Raw genomic sequence first — 24,184 nt, forward strand, 5'->3', positions numbered from 1 at the left:
TGTTCGAGCCGCGCAGGGTGCCGTAGATCGCCGTCGTCGCGGCGGCGGGGGCCGTTCTGCGGTGTCGCTGCTGAATCCGGGCGAATTCGTCACGGTGTCGATGCGGGTGATGAGTGCAGGGGACGGTTATAAGGACGTACTGCGCACGGTCGCCGGTGGTGACGGTGAACGCCTTCTGTCGACGCCGTCGACTTGGTACTAAAGTGCAAATAGGCACTCCTCCGGGGCGGTGGATGGGCGGGCTGCCAAGCCCGCAGTGCAGAGGACCGCGCACTAAGCTCCTATGCACGCTTTGCGACGGGGCGGGACCATAACTGAAGCGACGAGGCCCGCCGGGCAACTTTTCGCTTGATAGGCTCGCCTCCGGCCGGTGACCTATGCGGAATTGTGTTCTGCGAACAACTCAGCTTGATCTAGCACGAGCTCGATCGCCTTCGCTTCTGCATCCGGTGGATAGTCATATCTCGCCAGGATACGGCGCACCCTCGACCGCATCGTGGCGAGGACTGACTCCTTAAGGTTCCAGTCGATCGTCGCTGACTGGCGCACTGACTTCACTAGGTCGCGTGCGATCGCTTTGAGGGTCTCGTCTCCGAGTTCCAGAACGGCGGCGTCGCTTTGCGCGACGGCGTCGTAAAACGCGACTTCATCCTCGCGCAGCCCGAGCTCATCGTGGCGCTTCTGAGCGTCTCTCATCCGCTTCGCTAGCTTAACCAGCTCTACAATAATCTCCGCTGTCGTCAATGACCTGTTCGTATAGCGATTGACCGCTTCGTCGAGCATCTCAGAAAATTTTCGTGCCTGCACGAGATTCGTTTTTTGCACGCTGCGGATCTGGTCGTTGAGCAGGCGCCGCAGCAGTCCCATTTGAAGGTTTGGCTTCTCTTTGTCGGCTAGTGAGTCGAGGAACTCATCGCTGAGGATCGAGATTTCAGGTGCCTCCACACCCGCGAGCTTGTAAATGTCGACGACCTGATCGGCCGCGACTGCGTCGTTTAGTAATTGTCGGAGTGCCGTGTCTATCTCGACTGCGCCGGAACCACCGCGGCCTGAGTCAGGGTTCTGGATCTTGAGGATCGCCGCACGCACATCAGCAAAGAGACGAACATCATTCCTGATTGCTGCGGCTTCGTCCCGTGCACCAGCCAGAGCGAACGCCTTGGCTAGCGCGAGCACTTGGTCGTTGAACCGTGACGTGCGATCAGGGTCCGCCATGATGAAGTCGAGGACTCTCGCATACTCTCCCAACCTCTGCGAAGCCGACAGGTCAGGGGAGGCGTCGTAGTCGACTGCATGGAGAAGGCCACGAATGACGTCGTGCTTTTCCAGCATCACCTGGACCATCTCGTCGATCGGGACACCAGTCTGATCGCGATCGGACGGTGAGTATTCCGCCAGCGCCGTCTGGAGATTTGCGAACACTCCGACGTAGTCGACAACAAGTCCGCCAGGTTTGTCGCGGAACGTCCTGTTGACGCGCGCAATTGCCTGCATCAGGCCCGCGCCCTGCATGGACTTGTCCACGTACATCGTGTGCAGTGAGGGGGAATCAAATCCCGTCAACCACATGTCACGCACGATGACCAGCTCCAGCTCGTCGTCGGCGCTCTTGGCACGCAGCTTCAGGCTTTTCCTCACGTCTTTGGAGTGGATGTGAGGCTGGAACTCCGCAGGGTCAGCAGCTGTCCCCGTCATCACGACCTTGATCTTCCCCTTGGCCGGATCATCCGAGTGCCACTCAGGACGCAGCGCGACAATCTTCTCGTAGAGGCGCACCGCAATTCTGCGGCTCATTGCCACGACCATGCCCTTTCCAAACAGGGATTCGCGCCGCCTCTCCCAGTGCTCAACGATGTCTTGGGCCACCACGTCGAGGCGCGAGTCAGCACCGATGATAGCCTCGAGCCGCGACCAGCGTGACTTCGCAGCGATCGCCGTGTCTTCTTCGACATTCTCCGTGATCTTGTCAGCTAGCTCATCAAGGGCTGCGAGGTCGGCCGCGGAGAGGTCAATCTTCGCCAACCGGGATTCGTAGTAGATCCTGACAGTAGCGCCGTCCTCGACGGCCCTCGTGAGGTCATAGACGTCCACGTAATCGCCAAAGACCGAACGGGTCGACTTGTCATTCGACTCGATTGGTGTTCCCGTGAACCCGAGATAAGTAGCACCAGGGAGCGCATCACGCATGTGTTTCGCCAGACCTGACTTGAGCCGGCCGTGACGATCCAGCGTCTCACTGAATCCGTACTGGCTACGGTGCGCCTCGTCGGCGATCACAACCACGTTCCGACGGTCTGTCAGCACAGCGTTGATGTCGCCGTCTTCGCCGGGAGCAAACTTCTGCAGCGTCGTAAACACGATCCCGCCTGACGCCCGTTTGAGTTTCATGCGGAGGTCCGACCGCGTCGACGCTTGCATCGGCATCTCAGGGAGGATGCGCGCTGGCGCGAAGGTTTCACCGAACAGCTGGTCGTCAAGGTCGTTCCGGTCAGTAATGAACACCAATGTTGGATTCGCCATGCGCTGATCCCGCATGATCTTCCCCGCGAAGAAAACCATCTCGAAACTCTTACCCGAGCCCTGCGTGTGCCAGACGACCCCACCTCGTCGGTCTCCATCGGGGCGGGATGCCTGCACGGTCGACTCGACAGCCGCATTGACGGCCCAGAACTGGTGGAACTTTGCCAACCGCTTCAAGAGTTCGCGCGTCGGCTGCCCGGTTGCCTTGTCCGCGACCGTCTCGTCGCTAAACACAATGAAGTTTTTCACCAAGTCCAAGAACCGCCTCGGTTCGAAGACACCCTTGATCAGTACCTCAAGCGCAGGGCGGTTGCTGACAACCTCGCGGCCCTCGATTGTTTTCCATGGCGCGTAGTGCTCGAATGCCCCCGAGTAGCTGCTCATCGCGGCCGATGTGCCATCCGAAATCACCGTGATCGCATTGGGTATGAAGACGGATGGGATGTCGTGCCGGTAAGTCTGCACTTGGTTCCAGGCTGACTTCAGTGTTGCCTGCTCGGCGGTGAGGTTCTTCAGCTCGAGCAGTGCCAACGGCATTCCATTGACCATTACGAGCACATCGGGTCGGCGGCGCTTGCCGTTTTCTACGATAGTGAACTGGCTAACCACAACCCAGTCATTGTTTCCCGGACTTTCGAAGTCGACTAGCCACAGACGAGACGTGCGCAGCAATCCATCTTCGCCACGGTGCTCCACTGGCACGCCCTCGGTTATCAACTTGTGTAGGCGAGCGTTTTCGTCGATTGGACTTTGCGACTCCGCGCGCTGTACTCGCTTCACGGCCTCTTCGATGAGCGCAGGACCCGTGCCTGGATTGACTCGGCGAATCGCATCGCGCAGCCGCCCGGTGAGCATCACGTCCTCGTACGAGCCCCGTTCAGACGCAGGCTCACCGGGGGCAATGATCGGACCGCGGAGCCGGTGGTAACCCATCTCGGCGAAATACTCCAGAGCGGCCTGCTCGACGACATTTTCGTTGAATGAAATCATGATCGTTCCTTCGACTCGCCCGCGAGATTCAGCGACTCTCGCAACGTACCTTTTACGAGCTTCACACTGCTATCTGAGGCGTCAGCCTGGGCCGCTGCCCTCGACACCTCACGCATAACCAGAGATGTAAAGGTCTCTCGGTTCGCCCAGTCGAGAGGTAAGTCATTTTCGACCGCACCCAACCTCTGCTCGACGTGCAAAACGAACTCGGCACTGACGTGGTCCCGTAAACCCTCGATGGCTGGACGCCAGTCAAATTTGGATGTGTTAACGGACTGGACGGCAATATTTTCGGGCGCGGCAATGAACCGATCCCGGAGAGCAAAGTCCGACGACTCGATCGCATTCTGCGCACGCACAGAGAGAAGTAGTCCTTCGACGTCGATTACCTCCGGCAAGCTCGCCCCATCTAGGACGAACGCATCGTCGAAACGCGCGCGCCTCAGGGTCAGCCCAGTACTGGCGTCCAGCTCATTAGCCGTCACTTCGAACGGGAACCGCGACTCCGAAAGGTCTACAGCGCCGACAGCGCCCGACAGGTTCAGCAACGGGCCCGGAGCGGAATTCCGCAAGTTGAACCGGGCAAATGAGGCCTCTGCGAGAGACAGTGTTATCTGCCTATCTCCGGTTCCAAATCTAGAGCGCAGCGTCTTAGATCCGACCTGGATCTCGCCCTGCACCTCAGCGCCATCCAACAACAGGTCGCCCTCGAACTCCTCGAATCCGAGCGTTATGTCTCCGGTGACACGCACCTCCTGAGCATTGAGCGACCCTGCCATCTTTTCTCCCGCGAGTGAGATACTGCCGTCAATGATGGCTCCAGCAACGTTCAACTCGGTCCAAGAAGGACTCCACTGGACTTCCAACTCGCCATTGCATTTCATACGCGTAAGGTTCGGTGGGGTGTCGGTGACGCCGATGGGGAGCCGTAGGTCACCGAGGATAAGGGAATGGCTCAGATCCAACGCGCCGAGTCCTGCTACTCGAGAGAAGTCGGCATCGCCGAGAACCACTCCTTGGAAATCCCCAGAGCGAATACGCCATTCAGCTTCCGGTGTCGAGAGTCTCCGCAACAGCTCCGCAGTTATTAGTCGCACCTCTTCCCGAGTCCCGCGCCCGCCGGCAACGTCGGGATCGTCCAGATCAGCGTTTCCACGAAGCCCCCGTAAATGCGAAACCAGCACGTCAAAGCAGCGCTGTGTTCCGTTCTTCCACTCGTCCCCTAGGACGAAGACCAGGTGTGCGCCGGCGATTCGAGAAATGGCATGGTCGTCGGCCAGCAAGCCCACAGCCGTCGAGAATCGCTCAATCAAAGCCGACTCTTGGTCGGTGCGATGTTTCTCGGCGGCTCTTTCCCCCTCCGTTACATCGAGCTTCCCGCGAGCCTCAGCAATCAGATGTGCACGAAGCCGCAAAACGGCGTAGGCCGCGGTGAGCGCACCAGCTATCAAGGTGGCAGCTACGAGTACCGGGTTCGCTACATTCGCTGTTGCTGGGAGAGAGAAATCCTCAGCGCCAAATGCCACCAGAAGAAGTAGTGCATAGAGGCCGATAAGTCCGACAATCACGGCAAGCACCAGCGGCAACAATGGCGCACGAAGGAGCCATGGATCGCCTCCATGAGAAATGCGGGTCCTGCGGGCAACTACAGCCGCGACAACGACCATGATCCCGCAAAGGACTATGCAGGCCGCCGCTGTTACGAGCGTCACCGGCCAGTCAATCATGCGGCTTCCTCATCAGGCACCCGAAGTCGGCCAGATAAAAGCTCGGGGAGAAGAGCCTTTCGGATCGCCTCAATCCTCGATGTTTCGGTCGCGAGCCGTTCTGCCCGCGCTTCCAAAGAGAGCAGTGTCGGTTCCAATTCAGCGGAATGCAAAGCGCTGGGCAGGGTGACCCGGAGAGAGCCGAGCCGAGTTGGGCTAAGTTCGGTCTGGCCAGTGCTTCCGGTTGCCAACTCTTCGATATCGTCTTGCCGGTGAAGCAGTGCGTAGGCAAGCACCGTGGGTGGCACCGCCCCGGGGTCTGCCTTCACAACCGAGACATGTCCATCGACGAAGACTTCGCCCTCGTGCCACCGCGCTAAACGTCCCAAAGTTCCTGTCCCCGTGGAATTAACCAGAATGTCTCCAGCTGTAGCGCGTTTATGCGGAGGAACCACTTTGTCGTGCATCCGGCGGGCCGGGGCGAGCGATACCCAACCATCGCGAATGCACTTTTGATTTACGACGAGCGGAGCCATGCTGTCCTCGTCGGCATACTTAGGCGCCACACCGCGAGCGATTGATCGGGACAGACTTGCGAGTGGCATGGTCCATGCCCCAAGCTCAACAGCCTCAAGATACCGCGCTCGCCCAAGAGAACGTAGCAACTCGCGTTGCCGGGAGTTGGACTCGATTTTATCATCGAGAGCCCCGAGAGTAGCGGCGATCGCGCGCTGCACCGGGAGCGGGGGAAGCTCGATTTGCACCTTAACCAATTCGGCTTGCCTGATTCCCTGCACCGTTGTGCCTGTCGTTCGCGACATGATGTCGTGACGCAGTTTGCCACCTCGAAGCGCATAAAACAGGTAGCGGCCATCCAGCACTCCTGGCTTCCCGCGTAGTCCAAAAACACGTTGTCCTAAAGCCCATTCAAAGTCATCGCCTAGAAATGCGACCTCGCCCGTGGGGGCTTCCGAGGTCAACAGGACGTCGCCTTTGCGAAGTTTGACGTTCATCCACTTCTCGTACATCTCGTGCGAAATGAAGCGATGTTCATTCGTGTCGACGACGCTGTTCTTGATATTGAGCGCAGAGATTACCCGATATCCTGTCGGTGACCAGTCGCCACCCAACTTTTTTGGTGTTTTGCCGCGATGATCGATGAGAACCTCTAACGCTTCGCCAAGCGGTAGTCGAGATCGCGTCACTTGAGCGCTCCAAGCCGAATCCGAACTTCCTGCTCTAGTTCTCGGCCGCGGTCGAATTCATCGAACAGTTCGCCAGTGAGCCGCTCTAGCTTGTCGGTGATTGGTTCGTCATCTATCTCTGCCTCTTCGGCGCCAACGTAACGACCGGGAGTGAGGATGAAGTCATGCTCTGCAATCTTGTCGAGGGTCGAGGACTTCGCGAAGCCTGGAACATCCTCGTAATCTCCCTCGTGATTGCGCCAAGCGTGATAAGTGCCCGCGATCTTTTCAATGTCATCGTCTCCGAGTACGCGAAGCTTGCGCGATTCCATCGTGCCGAGCTTTCGGGCGTCGATGAACAGCACCTCATCGTGTCGTTTACGGTGACCGTTGCCGTTTCGGCCCCTCGAGACGAACCAAAGCGAGACTGGGATGCCGGTGTTGAAGAAAAGCCTGTCGGGCATGGCGACGATGCAGTCGACGAGACCTGCTTCCACGAGTTTGCGTCGGATTTCACCCTCGCCACCGCTCTTCGACGAGAGAGAGCCATTCGCCAGGACGAATCCAGCCGTGCCGTGGGGTGCAAGATGATAGATGAAGTGCTGTACCCACGCAAAGTTCGCATTGCCCGGGGGTGGAGTGCCGAACTGCCAGCGGGGGTCATCCGACAATTTCGCGTCCCACCAATCCGAGACGTTGAACGGTGGATTCGCGATTACGTAATCTGCCCGCAAATCCGGGTGAAGATCGTTGCTGAACGAGTCGTCCGAATGCGATCCCATGTCGGCTTCGATGCCTCGAAGCGCGAGGTTCATCTTTGCGAGTTTCCAAGTCGTGTCGGTGAACTCCTGCCCGTAGACGGATATGTCAGTGCGCTTGCCACCGTGCGCCTTCACAAACTCGGCCGACTGTACGAACATGCCTCCCGAGCCCGCAGCGGGGTCGTAGACACGTCCCTTGTACGGCTCCAACATTTCGACGAGCGTCTTGACCACCGAGCGCGGTGTGTAGAACGCCCCGGCGTCTTTGCCGGTCTCCTTGCCCGCGAATTGGCCGAGGAAGTATTCGTACACCCGGCCTAGGACGTCGTCCGCACCGTGATCGTCGGTCTCAGTGAACCCGATGGAGCTGACGAGGTCCACAAGCTCACCGAGGCGTCGCTTGTCGAGACTGTCGCGTCCATAGTTGCGGGGTAGGACGCCACGAAGAGACGGATTCTCCTTCTCGATAAGGTCCATCGCCTGGTCAATCTGCTGACCGATGCCGGGCTGCTTCGCCTGAGACTTAACGAAGCTCCAGCGCGAGAGCGACGGAACCCAGAACACATTGTGGCTGGTGTACTCGTCGCGTTCCTCAAGGAACGATTCGATCCGTTCAGGCTTGATGCCATCGGATGCGAGCTCGTCCTTGAGCTGCACACGACGCTCCTCGAACCGATCTGAAACGTACTTCAGGAAAACCAGTCCAAGCACGACGTGCTTATACTCGCTCGGCTCCTGATTGCCGCGCATCTTGTCGGCGGCTTCCCAAAGCGTCTGTTCGAGTGTCTTGCCTGGTTTCGGCTTTGCGACAGGTCTTGCCATCTACTGTGACTCCTTCGTGCGACGATCGCACCTCAATTTGTACTTGTGTGCTCAAGCTGAATGATACGGGTGACCAGCAGAATCCCCGCGGCCAGTGGTCCACGCTAGGAGTTCGTCGGCCACGATCTGATCCAACTTATCCCCGCGATACTCGAGGCGAGAGGGTTTCACGTGCTCTATGTCCCCGCCCCGAGCCGACGGTGGTGTTCTCGCCGGGCGCGGTGCGATCATTGCTTCTGACTCGATTGAGCGGGAATTTAGGCACGGGCGGGAGGTGAAACGGTGACCGGTGGCGGTGTAACTGGGGAAAGCTTTTCCCTCCTTTCATGTGCTCGCGAAGTGCGTCGGGGACGACGGGCACATTGGGTAGATCGATAAATTCGACGCTGAGCCACTCAACGCCGGTGGGATGTAACTGAACTGCATTAGGCTCCGGGAGAGACTCCTGAGCGATTCTGAGAAGTCGGTAGTCCGCGGTGTTGCTGAGCGGTCGATTTCGCTGGGTGTCAGTCAGACAGGAGATCAATGAGTTTTAGAACATGAGCACGATCGTTCTGCTGATTCACTTCTATCTCTCCGGACATTCGTTTTCACCCCCATGCTGTGCTCGAGGCCAATCCTGGCTTTCGGGAGACGGCGGTGGGCCCGGTGTTCCGGTTGGGTTTGGGCATCTAGTCGGACAAGTACAAGACCGTTGAGAAGATCCCCGAGGGTGGGACCGTGTCGCTTTATTCGGATCCGGCGAACGAGGGCCAGGGGCTGCCCACGTGGCGACGGCGGGGATGCGGGCCCAGCTGCGCGAGGCGGCTGCAGCTATCTCGGGGAACGCCCTGGCGGTGGGCACCCGTACGACCTGATGCGTTTCGACATGAAGGTCCACCGCCTAATCTACCGGGCAGCGGCGAACCCGCGCCTCGAGGATGTGCTGATCCGCTACGACAAGCTGGTGACCCGAATCTGGTGCCTGGTGGTCGAGAAGGTGCCGGCGGTGGCCGAACACATCGCCGAGCATGCGGAGCTGTTTGAGACGATCGCCGGGGGAGATGCGGACCGTACCGGGGATCTTGCGCTGGAGCATGGGACGAGTTTCGAGCAGGTCGTTCGGCGAGTGCTCCGATCCTGCACTTTAACAATCCCTGGGTGCGGTACCGGTTCACCTAGCTGTGAGCACAAGTGCGCGAGACGGACTTTTTCCTCTAAGGGCGCCACGGGTCACCCGGTCCGGACACGGTCGATGAGGATACAACTACCGGCCGAAGCCAGTCGCTACTACGGCGGGACATAAGTACCCCTTAGTTCTCCTGGTGTGGTGCTCACCCTCTGAAGAGGTCTTCATCCATTCACGGAGCGACCTAATGTCCAGGTGCAATGAGGTCACGCTCTAGATCTCTGGTCCTCGACAAGAGCCTACAGCTTGTCGATCCAGGTGTCCTCGTCGCGAAGGTCCCATGCGGAGGCCCCGGAAGTACTCAGTTTCGCATCGGACGTGGCCTTGATGCGTTCAATGATTCGGCGAGCTTCATGCTCGAAAAGATCCCGCAACGAGGAAACATCTCGAATCACCGCGGACTGGACTATCTCCTTCCGCTGATCCTGGTCGTCGATTCCGGCCGCCAAGAACTGGTCGCGAATGGCGCGCATCTGGTCATCCCTGATGGGCTTGTTCTCGGGCGGTGTAGGTGGCTGAGCGGCAGAGCCGAGGTCGAAAAGTGAGTCTGTCACCATTCGAGGATAGGCCACTGGCCTGCGACCGAAGGCGGCCCCGGATACAAATGCACCACCAGCTGGTTTCGGGAGTCACTCCCGAAAGGCGGCAATCCCCGACGATCGCTGCAACTGTCGTCTAGTCATGCGTCAGCCGGGCGCATTGGTATGGCGGCACCACGCCCACCCAGTCGTATGCGGCGGCGCCAGCTGAAACAACCTCTTGGTCCTACTCTACTGCATCGGTACGGCGCACTTCTCGGCGAGCAGTCTCAGCGAGGCTGGTTGAGGTTCGCTCCACAGTAGAGTGGCATACGAGTTAGGCCGAGCGTCATACTTCGTCGGTGATGGCTGTGAGACTGAGCCGATACGGTGTCACACCTCCGTCCGGAGAGTGTCGCACCGGCTTTGATGAAAGACTTCGAGGATTTGATTTATGAGTGCGCGTATTTCCCTGCCCGAACTGGAACAGTACCTTGCTAAGGCTGCGGACATTCTCCGCGGCAGCATCGACCAGGCCGATTTCAAGGCATACATTTTCCCACTGATGTTCTTCAAACGAATCAGTGACGTCTACTTGGAAGAGTTCGCTGAGGCGCTGGAGGAGTCTGGCGGCGACCACGAGTTCGCGGCCTTCGCCGAAAATCACCGCTTTGCCATCCCTGGTGGCAACCTGTGGGATGACGTGCGCGGCCACACCGAGAATATCGGCGGTGCCCTCCAGACGGCGTTCCGCGAGATCGAGAAGGCCAACCCTGAGACGCTCTACGGCATCTTCGGCAACGCCAATTGGACCAACAAGGACAAGCTGCCTGACCGCAAGCTTGCCGACCTGGTCGAGCACTTCTCGAGCAAGGCGCTCTCCAACGCCAACGTGGCGCCGGATGTGTTCGGTAACGCGTATGAATACCTCATCAAGCGCTTCGCTGACCAGTCGAACAAAAAGGCTGGCGAGTACTACACCCCACGCTCGGTCGTAGGTCTGCTCATCAACATCCTCGATCCGATCGAGGGTGAAAGCGTTTATGACCCGGCTTGCGGCACCGGCGGGATGCTGATCGAGGTCATCGAGCATGTAAAGGCTGCCGGAGGGAGCCCCAAGACTTTGTGGGGCAAGCTCTACGGCCAGGAGAAGGTGCTCGCTACCTCTGCCATCGCGCGCATGAACCTGCTGTTGCACGGCGTCGAGGACTTCAAGGTTGTGCGCGAAGACACGCTGCGCGACCCCGCCTTCTACACGGGGAACCGCCTCGCGCAGTTCGACTGCGTTGTAGCTAACCCGCCATTCTCGTTGAAGAACTGGGGCGATGCCGAGTGGGGATCCGACAAGTGGGGCCGCAATGCCCTCGGTGGCGTCCCGCCGAAGGGGTACGCCGACTGGGCGTGGGTGCAGCACATGCTCACCTCCGCAAGGCCCAAGACCGGTCGTGTCGCGGTCGTTCTGCCCCAGGGCGCACTCTTCCGTCAGGGTGCGGAGGCAAGAATCCGTACTCACATCCTGAAATCCGGTGTAGTCGACGCCGTAATCGGACTTGCCCCCAACCTGTTCTACGGCACCGGCCTGGCCGCTTGCGTCCTGGTTCTACGACACCAGAAGCGCCGCGACAAGCAGGGCAAGGTTCTCTTCATCAATGGCGAGAGCTTGCTCAAGAAGGGGCGCAACCAGAACACATTGGAGCCCGAGCACGCTAAGCAGCTGCTTGATGCCTACGAGAGGTACGGCGACATTGACGGCTTCTCACGCGTCGTCGAGTTAGACGAAATAGCCGGCAATGGCTTCAACCTGAACATCCCACTCTATGTGGCCCCCGCCGACGCCGGTGAGAAGCTGACGGTCGAGCAAGCGCGCGCGGGCCTCGAAGCTGCCCACGCGAGAGCCACGGAAACTCGCTCGGCCCTAGAGGCAGAGCTGGCGAAGTGGGGGCTGTCGGCATGAGTACGCGAATTACGCAGCGCGAGCTGGAATCATACCTGTGGAGCGCCGCCGTCGTCCTGCGCGGCCTCATCGACGCCGGCGACTACAAGCAGTACATTTTCCCGCTGGTCTTTATGAAGCGGATCTCCGACGTCTACGACGAGGAGCACCTCGCCGCGATGGAGGTGTACGGTGACGAGAACCTGGCTGACCTCCCGGAGAATCATCGTTTTGTCATTCCCGACAACTGTCATTGGGATGATATCCGGTCTGTCACCAGTGACATCGGCAGTACGGTCCTTAAAGCCATGCGAGCGATCGAGTCAGCGAACCCTGATACCCTCCCGGGCGTTTTTGGCGACGGCGACTGGGGCAATAAGAACCTTCTGCCTGACTCGACGCTAAATGACCTGATCGAACATTTCTCGACCAAGACGCTGTCGATAGCGAATTTGCCCGAGGACGAACTCGGCAACGGGTATGAGTTTCTGATCAAAAAATTCGCTGACGACTCCGGCCATACTGCGCAGGAGTTTTATACCAACCGCACCCTCGTGCATTTGATGACGCTTATGTTGGAGCCTCAACCGGGGGAATCCATATATGACCCCACTTGCGGCACCGGAGGTATGCTCATCTCCACCGCCGCCGAGGTGAAACGTCAAGGCAAGGAGTGGCGCAACCTACGCCTCTACGGTCAGGAACTCAACTACGGGACGTCGGCCATCGCGCGGATGAACTTGTTCCTGCATGGTGTTACCGACGGTCACATCGCCCACGGTGATACTTTGTCGCGGCCGGCATTCCATAGCGCCAAGGGACAATTGCAGACTTTCGACGTCGTGTTGGCTAATCCGCCCTACTCCATCAAGGCGTGGAACCGGGACGCCTTCACCAACGACCCCTATGGGCGCAACCTGTGGGGGGTACCGCCACAGGGTCGCGCAGACTACGCCTTTTTCCAGCACATCGCCAAGAGCCTCGACCCCAAGACGGGACGAGCAGCGATCCTGTTCCCGCACGGCGTGCTCTTTCGCCGAGAGGAAGCTGCCCTGCGTGAGGCGCTTCTGAAGTCAGACCTGGTTGAATGCGTCCTTGGGCTCGGCGCAGGTTTGTTCTACAACTCACCGATGGAAGCGGTCGTCATCACGCTGCGCGCCAACAAGCGTGCCGAGCACAAAGGCAAGGTGCTGTTTATCAACGCGATCAACGAAGTCACCCGGGAGCAGGCTCAGTCGTTCCTGCACGAGTCCCACCAGATTAGGATCCTTGACTCTTACCGCGCCTTCAATGACATCAACCAGTTTGCGGCCGTAGCGACTCTCGATGAGATCGCCAGAAAAGGATTCAGTCTCGCAATCCCTCTCTATGTCGCCGGTGTGAAGGCCGCTCGTTCTATGGATCGGGTCGACGTTGTTGAAACGCTTGCGGCGTTGAGAGTTGCGGCTGCCGAATCCGAAGCCGCGGTCGTTGACGTTCTCGCGCGGCTGAGGACGGAGGTGTCGACATGAGCCTCGAGTTGGACCGATCCACGTGGAAACGCGTCGCTTTCGGTGACGTCATTGACAGCATTACCGAGCGCGTCGATAACCCATCGGAAGCCGGGGTTGAGCGATACGTCGGCTTGGAGCACCTGGATCCGGGCGTCATGACAGTTCAGAGGTGGGACTCTCCTGACAAAGTGGAGGCTCAGAAGCTGCGATTCGCTTCTCGCGACGTGATTTTCGGGCGTCGCCGTGCCTATCAAAGGAAGGTTGCTATGGCCGAGTTTGAGGGCATTTGCTCGGCGCACGCGCTCGTCCTTCGAGCCCGGTCTAACTATGTCGACCCCGCATTCCTCCCTGTGTTTCTCTCCAGTGACTACTTCCTCGACCGTGCCATCGAGATTTCTGTCGGATCATTGTCTCCGACGATCAATTGGCGGGATCTGAAGGTGCAGGAGTTCGACCTCCCGCCCCTCGACCAGCAGAGGCGCATCGCCGATCTCTTCTGGGCCATCGAAGGCCATCGGTTGGCTCTTCGATCGGCTCAAGAGTCGGCTCGATCACTACTCAGCCACATTCGAGCGGCGATGTTTACGGTCAGAACAGACGAAACACGCGCTAATGAGCTATTTCACATAACTATCGGTCGCCAGCGGTCCCCGAAACACGAAAATGGGGATTACATGGTTCCGTATTTGCGGTCGGCGAACGTGACCGCCCAAGGCATCGGTGTAGGCGACGTGAAGTCGATGAATTTCACGCCCAAGGAGCAGGAGAAGTTTGCGCTGAAGGCCGGGGATGTGCTCGTGTCCGAAGCGAGTGCCAGTGCACTTTCCGTCGGTATGCCTGCCGTCTGGCGTGAGGAGATAGCTGGTGTGGTTTGTTTTCAGAACACCCTTCTGCGCTATCGCGCCATTGAAGGAGTCTCCGTTCCTGCTTTCGTAGAACACTATTGCCATTGGGCATTTGAAACCGGTGGTTTCCTGTCAGCAGCGTCCGGAACAAACATCCGCCACATCGGCGTCGGTGGTGCAACTTCAATGAAGCTGGGCCGATCGACAATCGCCGAACAGCGAGCGTTCGTTCACCAAGCGTCGGCCGTGAATGCCGCGATCGAAGCGTTGAATAGCGAGCAAAGGACACTGAAAGAGTTGGTGATCGGACTGAGTGACGAAATCTTTGGAGGCAGCTGATGACTCAATTCAACGAGGCCAACTCGGTTCGGGACTTCGTCCGGGACCTCGTGAAATCGATCGACGCCCAGTGTCTGGCAGGGAACCAGCTCCCGCGGCGGACGGACGAGGTGATGCTGGAAGGTCCGGTCAAGGCCGCGCTCGTCCGACTGAACCCGGAAATTGCTGTCGACCCGAACAAGGCCGACGAAGTCATCTACAACCTCCGTGCGATCCTGATAGCCGCCCGCACCAGCCCGCATCCCGTCGTAGCCAATGAGGAGTTCATGGCGTGGCTGACCGGACAGAAGTCGATGCCCTTCGGGCCAAATGGTGAACATACGACCGTTAGGTTGATTAACTTCGACAACCTCGAAGATGACTCATCGAACCAGTGGTGTATATCGACCGAAGTCACGTTCAAACAGGGGCGGGTGGAGAAGCGATTCGACCTCGTGCTGTGGTGCAACGGTTTCCCTCTTGTCGTGGGTGAGGCCAAGACGCCGGTTCGATCCGCGTACACGTGGATCGACGGTGCTGCCCAAATCCATGATGACTACGAGCAGAGCGTGCCGCAGTTCTTCGTGCCGAATGTGTTCTCCTTCGCCACCGAAGGCAAAGACCTCCGTTACGGCACGGTTGGGATGCCGGTGGAGCTGTGGGGCCCTTGGCGCGAGGAGACGACCAACGAGGATGCTCCAGCCAAGATTGGTCTGGTCGCCGTCAAGGAGGCCGTCCGCGGCGTCCTCAAGCCGGCGGCTGTCCTCGAGTTCCTGCGGTTCTTCACGATTTACGCCACGGACAAAAAGCACCGCAAAATCAAGATCATCGCGCGGTTTCAACAGTTCCAGGGAACAAATCTGATCGTCGAGCGGGTCCTGCTCGGCAAGACCAAGCAGGGCTTGATTTGGCACTTCCAAGGCTCGGGTAAGTCGCTGCTCATGGTGTTTACGGCACTCAAGTTGCGAGCGATGGCCGAGCTGACAAACCCCACGATTCTGATCGTGGTCGACCGTATCGACCTCGACACGCAGATCACCGGCACCTTCAACGCTTCCGACGTACCCGGTTTGGTGTCAACGGATTCACGCGCCCAACTGCAAACCCTGCTGAGCCAGGGGGCGCGGAAGGTCATCATCACCACGATCCATAAATTCGGTGAGGCGCCCGGTGTGCTCGACGCCCGCGACAACATCATCGCAATGGTCGACGAAGCGCACCGGTCCCAAGAGGGAGACTACGGACAGAAGATGCGCGAGGCTCTGCCCAACGCATTCTTGTTCGGTCTAACCGGCACCCCGATCAACAAGCGGGATCGCAACACCTTCATGTGGTTCGGCTCGCCGGATGACGAGGGCGGCTACCTCTCGCGGTACTCGTTCCAGGACTCGATCCGAGACGGAGCTACGCTGCCGCTGCACTTCGAGCCTCGTTTGTCCGAACTTCACATCGACCAGGAGTCGATCGACGCGGCCTTCGACGAGCTCGCCACGAATGAGCGCCTGACGGAAAGCGAGAAGATCACTCTGTCGAAGAAGGCGGCCTCAATCGAGGTGCTGATTAAAACGCCGTCGCGAATCTCAAAAATCGCCGCCGACATTGCCGGGCACTTCAAGTCGAAGGTCGAACCTGAGGCCTTCAAAGCGCAGGTCGTGGCCTACGACAAAGCATCCTGCGTTGCGTACAAGTCGGAGCTGGACAAGCACCTTGGCTCCGAAGCGTCCACTATTGTGATGTCGAAGTCCCGGGGCGACTCGCCTGACTGGGCGCAGTGGACTCCCGGTGCGGAGGCACTTGCGCAGATCGTCGCGCGATTCAACGATCCGGCAGATCCACTCAAGATCATCATCGTCACCGCGAAGCTGCTCACCGGATTTGATGCTCCGATCTTGTACTGCCAGTACCTCGACAGACCGCTCAAGGAGCACACGCTCCTCCAGGCCATCACCCGCACCAACCGCGTCTATCCGCCGAACAAGACTCATGGCCTGATTGTGGATTACCTTGGCATCTTCGACGACGTTGCCAGGTCGCTGGCCTTCGACGAAAAATCCGTGCAGCAGGTGATCTCCAATATCGAGGAACTTAAGGGACAAATTGGTCCCGCCCTCGCGGCTGCGCTTTTGTTTTTTCCTGGCGTTGACCGAACCGTTGGTGGCTACGAGGGCCTTGTACAGGCGCAGTCGGCGATCGCAAACGACGCGACCAAGGACGCTTTCGGGATGGCCTACAGCGTCGTGTCCCAGCTTTGGGAAGCGGTCAGCCCGGACCCCATGCTATCGCCGTATCGCGACGATTACCGCTGGCTCACTGACGTGTACGAGTCGGTGCGACCGTCCGACATCACTGGCCGCCTAGTGTGGCATGCTCTCGGCGCCAAGACCATTGACCTGATCAATGAGCACGTGCAGGTCGAGATCCCACAGGGTGAGGAAACGATCATCCTCGATTCCCAGACGATCGAAGATCTCATGACAGGAAAGCGGAACGACGTTCCGCGGGAAGAAATTGAAAGACAGATCACGGCTCGTATCGCGCGCCACCTCAACAATCCAGTCTTCATCGAGCTTGGTCAGCGGCTCAACGCCCTGCGGGAGAGGTACGCCGATATCCAGCAGTCCAGCCTCGACTTCCTGCGTGATCTGCTTGAGTTGGCTCGGGACACGGTTGCCGCCGAGAAAGTAGCCGACGACGTGCCTCGCGAAGAGCAGGGCATAGCCGCACTTACAGAACTCTTCGGTGCCCTCAGGGGTGAGGAGACTCCGATCATTGTCGAGAACGTCGTCAGTCGCATCGATGAGGTGGTCCGCGGTGTGCGCTTCGACGGTTGGCAGTCGACGATCCGCGGCGACCAGGAGGTCCGGCAGGCTCTCCGCCGGACACTCTACGTCCAGTTCAAAATCCGCGACAACGATGTTTTCGAAAAGGCCCTCGGCTATGTGCGCGAGTACTACTAACGCGCATCCAACAGCTCGCTCACTCGAACAATTGTCAGTTCCCGCGCTGGTCGACAGCCGGATCCTCGAAAGTGCAGACGGCACATCTTCGGGGCAGGTGTCCGCATCAACGTTAGGTAGGACACCTCTGGTTCAGAAGGACCCACCACCTTACAGCCGGCGGTAGTGCAATGTATGCCTTACGGGCGCAGATCTAACGGCTTGTAGGCCTGCCCGTCTTTCATCAATCCCAAAAGGTCATCCTGCCGCGCTTGCCCAAGTGTCAGCCGGTACAGAGCAAGCTTGGATAGCATCCGCTGGGTTCGCGAAACATCTCGACTGAGCGGGTGGTCGAGCAATCTCCGTTCGATCTTGTGCTCTCCTCGATGAATCCAGTGGGGAGCAAACTCATTCGCCTCATCCGTGGGAAGGGCACTCACATGGTCTGAGGCGGTTTGAAAGAGGCACTGCCAAGGGTCCGTTACTCCAGGCTTCAGGGCAGCCGGCCCGTGGAGATTGGCAACGTTCTTTCGCACCGCATGTCCCAGATACCTGTGCACCCGGCCCTCCCGCTGTTCGAAGTCAACGGGGTTGCTGGGCACGTTCCAGTGGATTACGGAGTGTGCCCACCAGTGAAAGTCGATACCTTCCTGACCAACTGAGGTGGATGCCAGGACGAAGGGCCAGAACGGGCTGTTAAAGGCCCTGCGGACGTCGGGCATGCGGTTGCTCTCGCCGTCGTCGGTCTTGACATTGCTATACCGCACGGCGAAACGGACGCCCATCCGAAGATCCTCAGACGACTTAGATCTGTCCGGATGCTTGGCAAGCATCTGTGCGGGTTTGAGGGACAAGGAGCGTCGTATGTCGTCCGCCAGGTCCCACAGCTGCTCTGAAGTCATGACGCCCGGGCCCTGCTGGCTGCGGAGCTGGAAGACGTACTCATCCAGGACTGCTTGCAGGTTACCTGCTTCGCAATACCGGAGGACCTTCTGCCAGTAGTCGTCTCCCGGGTAGAGCTTGTCCAGCAGTTCCGTGGCATCAAGTCGGTTGAATAGCGTTCGGAGGCCGGTAGCTGCGAAAACGGACGCCTTCCAGAGCTCGGTTCCGTCGAGGTCGTCGGGGGTGACGCGTTTCATGGAACGGTAAAGGCAGTTGGCAGGCGAATTGACGATCAGATCTTCAATGCCGTCCTCCCATCCAGTTAATTCGCCGGAAGTACCCTGCAGCATCCGGTCAATGTGAGCCAAGTAGAGCCCCGCCTCGGGTCCTCCGTCATGATCGGAATCGCCCGCGTCGGTGGCTCTGCCGAGTTGCTGGGTGAACTCATCGAGTCGCCACAGTTCGCCTCTTGCCAGATCGGGGTCGTTGTTCCAGCCCGCCGGGAGTGCGCCAGGGAAAGAGAAATAGGAAGCCCAGACGCCGAGGCGACTGGCAGCGCCGACAGGTACGCCGTCCACCTTCGCTCGGGCGGCAGCTGCAGCGGCGTCCCGAACAACGGCGCCCGGCACTGGCGATCCACTCATCGAGGCATGCTCCAGTGGATCACCCACCATTGCCAGGCCAGCATGCGGGATGAACAGGGCCAAGGTGGACATAGCTTGCGGTTCACCGTCCCGCACTCGAAAGCGCAGCCGTCCGCGAAAGCGTTTGCGCGCCTCCGCAGTGTTTTCTCCGTGCAACGGAGATTCTTCCAACACCTGCCGCTCGGCGTCGTAGGAGAGCAAGGTGCTGATCGCCGTAGGTGCGGCGTTCCATGCCGAAAAAATCAACTGCTTGGTGACTTCCGGGCCGACCTCACTGTAAACACCGGTCGGCTCGATATAAGGGAGGGAGGGCGGAATCCAAAGCAGCTTCCACCAGCCTTGATCAATGGTGTGCTCGCGGACTGCCCGGTACTTCGCGTTGTCGGTGTCGATGGCACCGTATCGGCGATAAGTGTCGGGGTCGATAGTCGCCAGAGTTGGAAGGATGGGGTCGATCGACCTGCGGTCGCACTGGATTTTTCCGTCCAGCATTCTCCCGACCTTGTAATCGGTCAGGAAGTGCGCGAAAAACGGTACGGACTTCCAATACTCCATTGAGCTGCCTGCGTGAGCGGCACGAAACAGGGTGGATAGGGAACGGTAGCTGATCAGGTCGCCCGCACGGACATCAACCGGTGCCATGTCGATGACCGACAGCATGTCGTCTTTTCCGAGCTGTGGACGCTCGGTGCGGCTCATGAACAGTTTGAGGTCGTTCTCAATGTGACGTGTCAGGGTGCTGTCGGGAGCTTGGTTCACAAGCTGGTGTCTACGCTTGTCCAGATTGCCTTCAAGGCGCGAAATGTACTCCATGCTGTCTTCACTCAGGAACCGCATCAGCTGTCGGAAATCCGCTGCATGGTCATCCCCGTCAGCTTCTACAGCGGCGGTATGCGCCTTGTACGGAGTGGCGGAAAGGAGGATTAGCTTGGCGCCCTTGTAATTGAGGAACTGCCGCGCCAGCTCGGCCGAAGAATCCTCTTCGTCCTGCACCGTGCCGGGGGAGTAAAGCAGATCCCGGAAACGCTGAAACTCGTCCAGAATGATGAGGTCCGGCTCTAGACAGTCTAGACCTGCCTGTGCTAGGTCTCCTCGAAGCCCGCTGATGATCTCGCTCATGCGGGGACGGACTGTCTCCGTCCCGTCCCGGAGTGATTGACGCAGTGCTTTCCGGAAGGCCGCCAGGTTGCCGCTCTTCCGTGCCAGAGTGTGAAATCGTCTCCGCACGGAGGGTACGAAGCCGTCCGGGAACTGTTCGTGCATGTACCGGACGCGCCTGGCGAAACCTGGGCCGGAGGCGGTCGCGCGGAGAAGCTCCACGGCGTCCTGATGCTGCTCCTCGTCGATGACGCCCAGCTGCGTCAAGAAACGGAAAAGTACGGCCCGTTCCTTGGCCTGTCCGGTGGCACCGCCGACGTTGAACGAAGTTCCGGGCGTCAACGAGATGAAGTTGACCCGTTTCCGGGTTCCGGGCGCGGCCGGAGCATTGAGCTTGGTCAACTCGGTGGGAAGGAGCGTTAGCCTGCCGGACTCAATGATGTCCGTTTGCCCGGTAACGTTCAGCCGCCCGAGGTTCTGTTTGGCCAGATCGGCGTTTGAGCATACGTACACGATGTCAATACGGCTCACGCCGGAGTTGGGCCGGTCGAGTCGTTCGATGGCTTTCGCTATAACTCCGCGGGCCACCATGCTTTTGCCAAGCCCCGTTTCATCGGCGACCAGGAAGCGGTCCGCTGGTTGCTCGTCCAAATAGAGGCGCTTGAAGACGTGTTCTACTGTCCGGCGTTGAAAGCCGCGGAGGCCGTCGAGGGCGGGCGCTGCATCAAACCCCATGAATGTCTCCTACCTTCAATGCCTCGGTGGCGGCTGTCCACAGCGCGTGCAGCCGTTGCACTTCCGGATCGTCGCCGCTCAGGGAGAGCAACCTGTCGATAACGACTTCCAATTCGGGGAAGATCGACCGGGCGTCGGGACCCGCCATAGCTCCCACAATCGCCTCAAAGAGACCCGCGCTGGATCCGTCACCGAACCCCGAGCCCGCGAACCAGCCGGTGCCGGTACCCAAAGCCGGCAGGGCGTCCTCCGGGATGAGAAATAGAAGGAGGAATTGCCGAAGCTTTTGTGGATCGTCCAGCTGTCGGGCCACGATCTCGTCCAACCTCCCTGGGGGATCGGTACGGAGGCTGCCTTGAATCACCGTGCTCTTGGATAACCCAGCCCTCGGGTCCTCCAACGTCAGCACTAGAAAAGGAGTCACATCTGCGAGTGGGATGGCGTGGAACACGTGAAGATGCTGAACCTCGGCAGGCTCGACAACGCTCAGTTGGGGAATGGAGAGGAGCCGAATTTTTGCGGTGAACTCCGGTTTGGGCGACCAACCATGTTCAACCGACACCGTGAACGCTCGCTCGATGGCATCGTCGGGTACTGCGTCAAGGACGAACTGTTGGGCCGCCGCGTCCCGGAGCGCGTTTTCCAGTTTCAATGCGGCCTCATCATCCTCTGATCTAGCCTCGCCTCCGCTGCCCAGATAGTCGGTGAACGGGACGTCCTTGAGGCTTTCCTTAATCCGCTTCACTCCAAGGCGCTTCTGGGCTCCTCGCATTTCAAGCAGGAACTCCACATTCCGGGTGAAGCCCGCCTCGGTGGCATTGGCTGAACCGAGGAGTGCATAAGTGAAGTGGTCGTAGTCGCAGAAATAGGCCTTAGCGTGCAACCCGGTGAGGTCGTTAGCCAGAAGCTGGTTTCCCGATTCGTCATTGCCAATCAGTCCTGATTCCGCCGACTCGGGAATGCCAAGCTCGTCAAAGGCCTTGAAGGAAGTTCGATCGTCTCCGACCGTCTCTCTCGAGAGAAGGTCCACCTGATCGCCGCGTGAATAGATGGCCAGATTTTGGGTCCATTTGTCCTGCAGCCTGCCAATCAACGTGTCATCGAGGAAGGGTGATACGACCAGTTTCTCCCGGCCGAGGAAAGCGGCGTCCCCGGTCTTCTTATTGAGCGCAATGAAGTTCTCTGGATCCCGGAGGTGCGCGACGATGGAGCCTTGTTCAAAGTTCTCGCCCGTACCCATCGGCCGGAATGCCAAGTGGTGTATATCCTCGGGCAGGTCCCACCGAACCGAGGCCAGGCGGGAGGCAAGCCCGCCTACTCGAGCCAGTCTCTCTTCGTCGGGAGTCACTGTGCACAGGTCAGGAAGGCCAGCAATGAATCGCGCCAATGGCCCGCTATCCGGACCGACGAGACCGGCGTCCTCGACTGGTTCACCGTCCAGCCGGACGAGGAGGTCCCAACTGGCATCGGCGGTAAGATTCCGGCTGCTGCATAGGAAGCGGTAGCGGCGCTCCGTATCGTTCTCGAATTCGAGGAGCCAGATTTTTGGATGGAAAAGGCCGCGCTTGACGCTGACTTGGTGAACCATGGGCTCTAGGAGCGCGAGTAGGTCGGACGCATCCGCGGGTGCCTTGATATGGCCCGCCTGGCAAAAGATGTCCACACGGTCGGAGACCTTCCGAAGCGCGCTGAGGACCGCCACCGGATTCGTGAATTCCTCCCCTGAACCGGATACGAAGCTCAATGGGACTGAAAGAGCACTCGTCATGTCCAAGGTAAAGGTGGTTCCGACGGCATGGGAAAGCCGGAACCCGGCGGGCGGTCGCAGTTGTTGCGTGAGTGCTTGCCTGTTCGCTGCCTCAAGCATGCGATTGCTCTTCCCTCATCAGGCCTGCTTGGATGTCCAGGACGTTCCGGCGCACCTGCGACCAGCGGAACGTCAAGGCGGCCACCCGGGAAGGTGGCTGCCAGACGCGAAGCCGGCGTTCATTGCGGAACCGTGAGTTGGATTTCTTCATGCGTTTCTCCCGGATCTCGACAGCTGCACGAAAGCGTCCGTTGTCGATCAATCTGCTGGGGCTCACGGCGGCCTCATACATGGTCTTTGTGAAGTCGGCGGTATTGCTGTTGATCCCGCGGTTGAGCGATTTGGCACGGTCGATGAAACGGTCGATATCCCATCCCATGAGGAGATCAAGCTTGCTGGTCCGCTCGTCTTCCCATTCCTCAAGCAGTTTCTCGGTGGATTCCAGACTTTCCCTGCCCGTCGAGAACGCCGAGGCTGAGGCCTCAGCCAGCAACTGTTGATAAAGGATGCTGGCGCCGTGGTGAATGAAGGAGAATGCCTCAGCATCTTCAAGCCATTGAGCGGGCTCGCCGTCGGCGCTGCGGCACACCGGTTCCAGCCAGGGTGCCCAGAGATCGGCGGCGGGGGCGACGTCAGATCCTGCGAGGTGAGCCAGCATAGTCCCGTTGCACGTGGTGAGGATGCGCTCCTGAAGCCAACGGGCCTCTCCCTGTGAGAGCTTCAGTCCACACACTTCCGTTTGCGGAAATCCCTCAGGAGGCAGTGGCAGAGTCTGGTTCCAGACCGCGAAGGAGTCATCGCCTTCTTCCGGTGGGGGCGTATTCGAGCACATCAGCTGGGTTACGGCCGCGCGGTCAGTTTCGGGATGGACGATCCCGTAGCGTCTTAGAGCCGTCCAGTAGGCAGCAGATGGAAGTTGCATAACGTTCCTGCCTGCATCGCTGCCGATGAAACTCTTTTCGCCGATCTCCTTGAGCCGGCCGATGAGCTGCCGCTCCGATTCCTCGGCCCGCTTGCGCAGGTCATCCGGATCTTTCGTGCTTTCGCGGGAAGAGAGATAGGCCCACGGCACAAGCAGCAGATAACGCGCGCCTAGGTGCAGGACCGAGGTGCCGGGAAACAAACTGTTACTGATCGCATCGCGCAACTGACCCATACCGAGGTCATCAGTGGTTTCCGGCGTGCCGAATAATTTCACCAGCTCACGCATTCTCGAGTTTTCCTCGGTGGATGCATCGAGCCAGGAAATAGTTGACGCCACCAGTAGACCTTACGCGTAGAAGTTAGATGAGCACAGCATGTTCCTGCCCCCAAGTCTGACATCAATCATTCAGTAGCGTGCCAGACCTTGCCTTATTCTGACGGTTGGTACTGACGTTATCGTCGATCGACTTATTCACTTGAGAAGACAGGCTTGTCGAAATGGGCAGAAGGGCTTGCGTGGGAGCCGACCATTCCCTTGAGGGGCATACGGTTGCGCTGACAGGAAAGGTAAGCGTTAGGGGTGAGCGTCTTTTCCGTCCGGAACTTATTGAGATCCTGCTGCATCGGAATGCCACCTATAAGGACGACGTTTCGCGTAAGGTCTCGCTGCTCGTCCATGGAGATTTGTCGAGCCAGCACGTAGTGAACGAGTGGGAGCAGCATAGCCAGAAGTTGGAGCAGGTAAAGCACGAAGCAGCCCGCGGCCACCATATTTGCGTCATCACCTCGCGGGGGCTCACTTCCCTGATGGCAGGTGAACCAGCGGAGTGTCGCCTATGGCGTTACCTGCACCGCTAGTGGATGCAATCCACTAGCGGCCAGCTGCAGTGTCTTGACGCA

The 24,184-nt window shown here is 59.1% G+C and carries 13 protein-coding genes; 5 read left to right on the forward strand and 8 right to left on the reverse strand.

Annotation, left to right across the window (positions count from 1 at the left end; all coding sequences use genetic code 11):
- Positions 1–375 precede the first annotated feature (375 nt).
- The 4 genes from I6N91_RS00240 to I6N91_RS00255 are packed head-to-tail and all read right to left on the reverse strand — an operon-like array spanning position 376 to position 7,983.
- On the reverse strand, positions 376–3,510 hold the full coding sequence (locus tag I6N91_RS00240) for a type I restriction endonuclease subunit R (protein WP_198809927.1): 3,135 nt from the start codon (positions 3,508–3,510) through the stop codon (positions 376–378).
- The gene (locus I6N91_RS00245; protein WP_198809928.1) at positions 3,507–5,237 is read right to left on the reverse strand and encodes a hypothetical protein; all 1,731 of its coding nucleotides are present in this window, start codon (positions 5,235–5,237) and stop codon (positions 3,507–3,509) included. Before I6N91_RS00245 ends, I6N91_RS00240 begins: the two co-directional genes overlap by 4 nt.
- A complete protein-coding gene (locus I6N91_RS00250; RefSeq protein ID WP_198809929.1) occupies positions 5,234–6,421 on the reverse strand; it encodes a restriction endonuclease subunit S in 1,188 nt (395 codons plus the stop codon). The genes I6N91_RS00245 and I6N91_RS00250 overlap by 4 nt, the downstream gene beginning before the upstream one ends.
- On the reverse strand, positions 6,418–7,983 hold the full coding sequence (locus I6N91_RS00255; RefSeq protein WP_198809930.1) for a class I SAM-dependent DNA methyltransferase: 1,566 nt from the start codon (positions 7,981–7,983) through the stop codon (positions 6,418–6,420). Before I6N91_RS00255 ends, I6N91_RS00250 begins: the two co-directional genes overlap by 4 nt.
- 868 nt (positions 7,984–8,851) lie before the next feature.
- Here I6N91_RS00255 and I6N91_RS17425 point away from each other — a divergent pair.
- A complete protein-coding gene (locus tag I6N91_RS17425; RefSeq protein ID WP_307843195.1) occupies positions 8,852–9,268 on the forward strand; it encodes an FCD domain-containing protein in 417 nt (138 codons plus the stop codon).
- A 122-nt stretch (positions 9,269–9,390) separates the two neighbouring features.
- Here the strand turns inward: I6N91_RS17425 and I6N91_RS00265 are convergent, their stop codons facing one another.
- On the reverse strand, positions 9,391–9,705 hold the full coding sequence (locus I6N91_RS00265) for a hypothetical protein (protein ID WP_198809932.1): 315 nt from the start codon (positions 9,703–9,705) through the stop codon (positions 9,391–9,393).
- A 418-nt stretch (positions 9,706–10,123) separates the two neighbouring features.
- Between I6N91_RS00265 and I6N91_RS00270 the strand changes: the two genes are divergently transcribed.
- From I6N91_RS00270 to I6N91_RS00285, 4 genes are read left to right on the forward strand one after another with little or no spacing between them, the layout of a single operon-like run.
- On the forward strand, positions 10,124–11,623 hold the full coding sequence (locus tag I6N91_RS00270) for a class I SAM-dependent DNA methyltransferase (protein WP_198809933.1): 1,500 nt from the start codon (positions 10,124–10,126) through the stop codon (positions 11,621–11,623).
- Entirely contained in the window at positions 11,620–13,113 is a 1,494-nt protein-coding gene (locus I6N91_RS00275) for a class I SAM-dependent DNA methyltransferase (RefSeq protein WP_198809934.1), read from the forward strand. The genes I6N91_RS00270 and I6N91_RS00275 overlap by 4 nt, the downstream gene beginning before the upstream one ends.
- Positions 13,110–14,279 carry a restriction endonuclease subunit S gene (locus tag I6N91_RS00280; RefSeq protein ID WP_198809935.1) on the forward strand — a complete coding sequence of 390 codons (1,170 nt, stop codon included), beginning with the start codon at positions 13,110–13,112 and terminating at the stop codon, positions 14,277–14,279. The genes I6N91_RS00275 and I6N91_RS00280 overlap by 4 nt, the downstream gene beginning before the upstream one ends.
- The gene (locus I6N91_RS00285; RefSeq protein WP_198809936.1) at positions 14,279–17,215 is read left to right on the forward strand and encodes an HsdR family type I site-specific deoxyribonuclease; all 2,937 of its coding nucleotides are present in this window, start codon (positions 14,279–14,281) and stop codon (positions 17,213–17,215) included. Before I6N91_RS00280 ends, I6N91_RS00285 begins: the two co-directional genes overlap by 1 nt.
- Before the next feature lie 179 nt (positions 17,216–17,394).
- Here I6N91_RS00285 and I6N91_RS00290 read toward each other — a convergent pair whose 3' ends face one another.
- From I6N91_RS00290 to I6N91_RS00300, 3 genes are read right to left on the reverse strand one after another with little or no spacing between them, the layout of a single operon-like run.
- A complete protein-coding gene (locus I6N91_RS00290; protein WP_198809937.1) occupies positions 17,395–20,553 on the reverse strand; it encodes a helicase C-terminal domain-containing protein in 3,159 nt (1,052 codons plus the stop codon).
- Entirely contained in the window at positions 20,543–22,420 is a 1,878-nt protein-coding gene (locus tag I6N91_RS00295; RefSeq protein ID WP_198809938.1) for a phospholipase D family protein, read from the reverse strand. The genes I6N91_RS00290 and I6N91_RS00295 overlap by 11 nt, the downstream gene beginning before the upstream one ends.
- Entirely contained in the window at positions 22,413–23,621 is a 1,209-nt protein-coding gene (locus I6N91_RS00300; RefSeq protein ID WP_198809939.1) for a DUF6361 family protein, read from the reverse strand. Before I6N91_RS00300 ends, I6N91_RS00295 begins: the two co-directional genes overlap by 8 nt.
- Between the last annotated feature and the right edge of the window lie 563 nt (positions 23,622–24,184).

The organism is Arthrobacter sp. MSA 4-2 (genome assembly GCF_016405885.1).
Classification (GTDB): Bacteria; Actinomycetota; Actinomycetes; order Actinomycetales; family Micrococcaceae; genus Arthrobacter_D.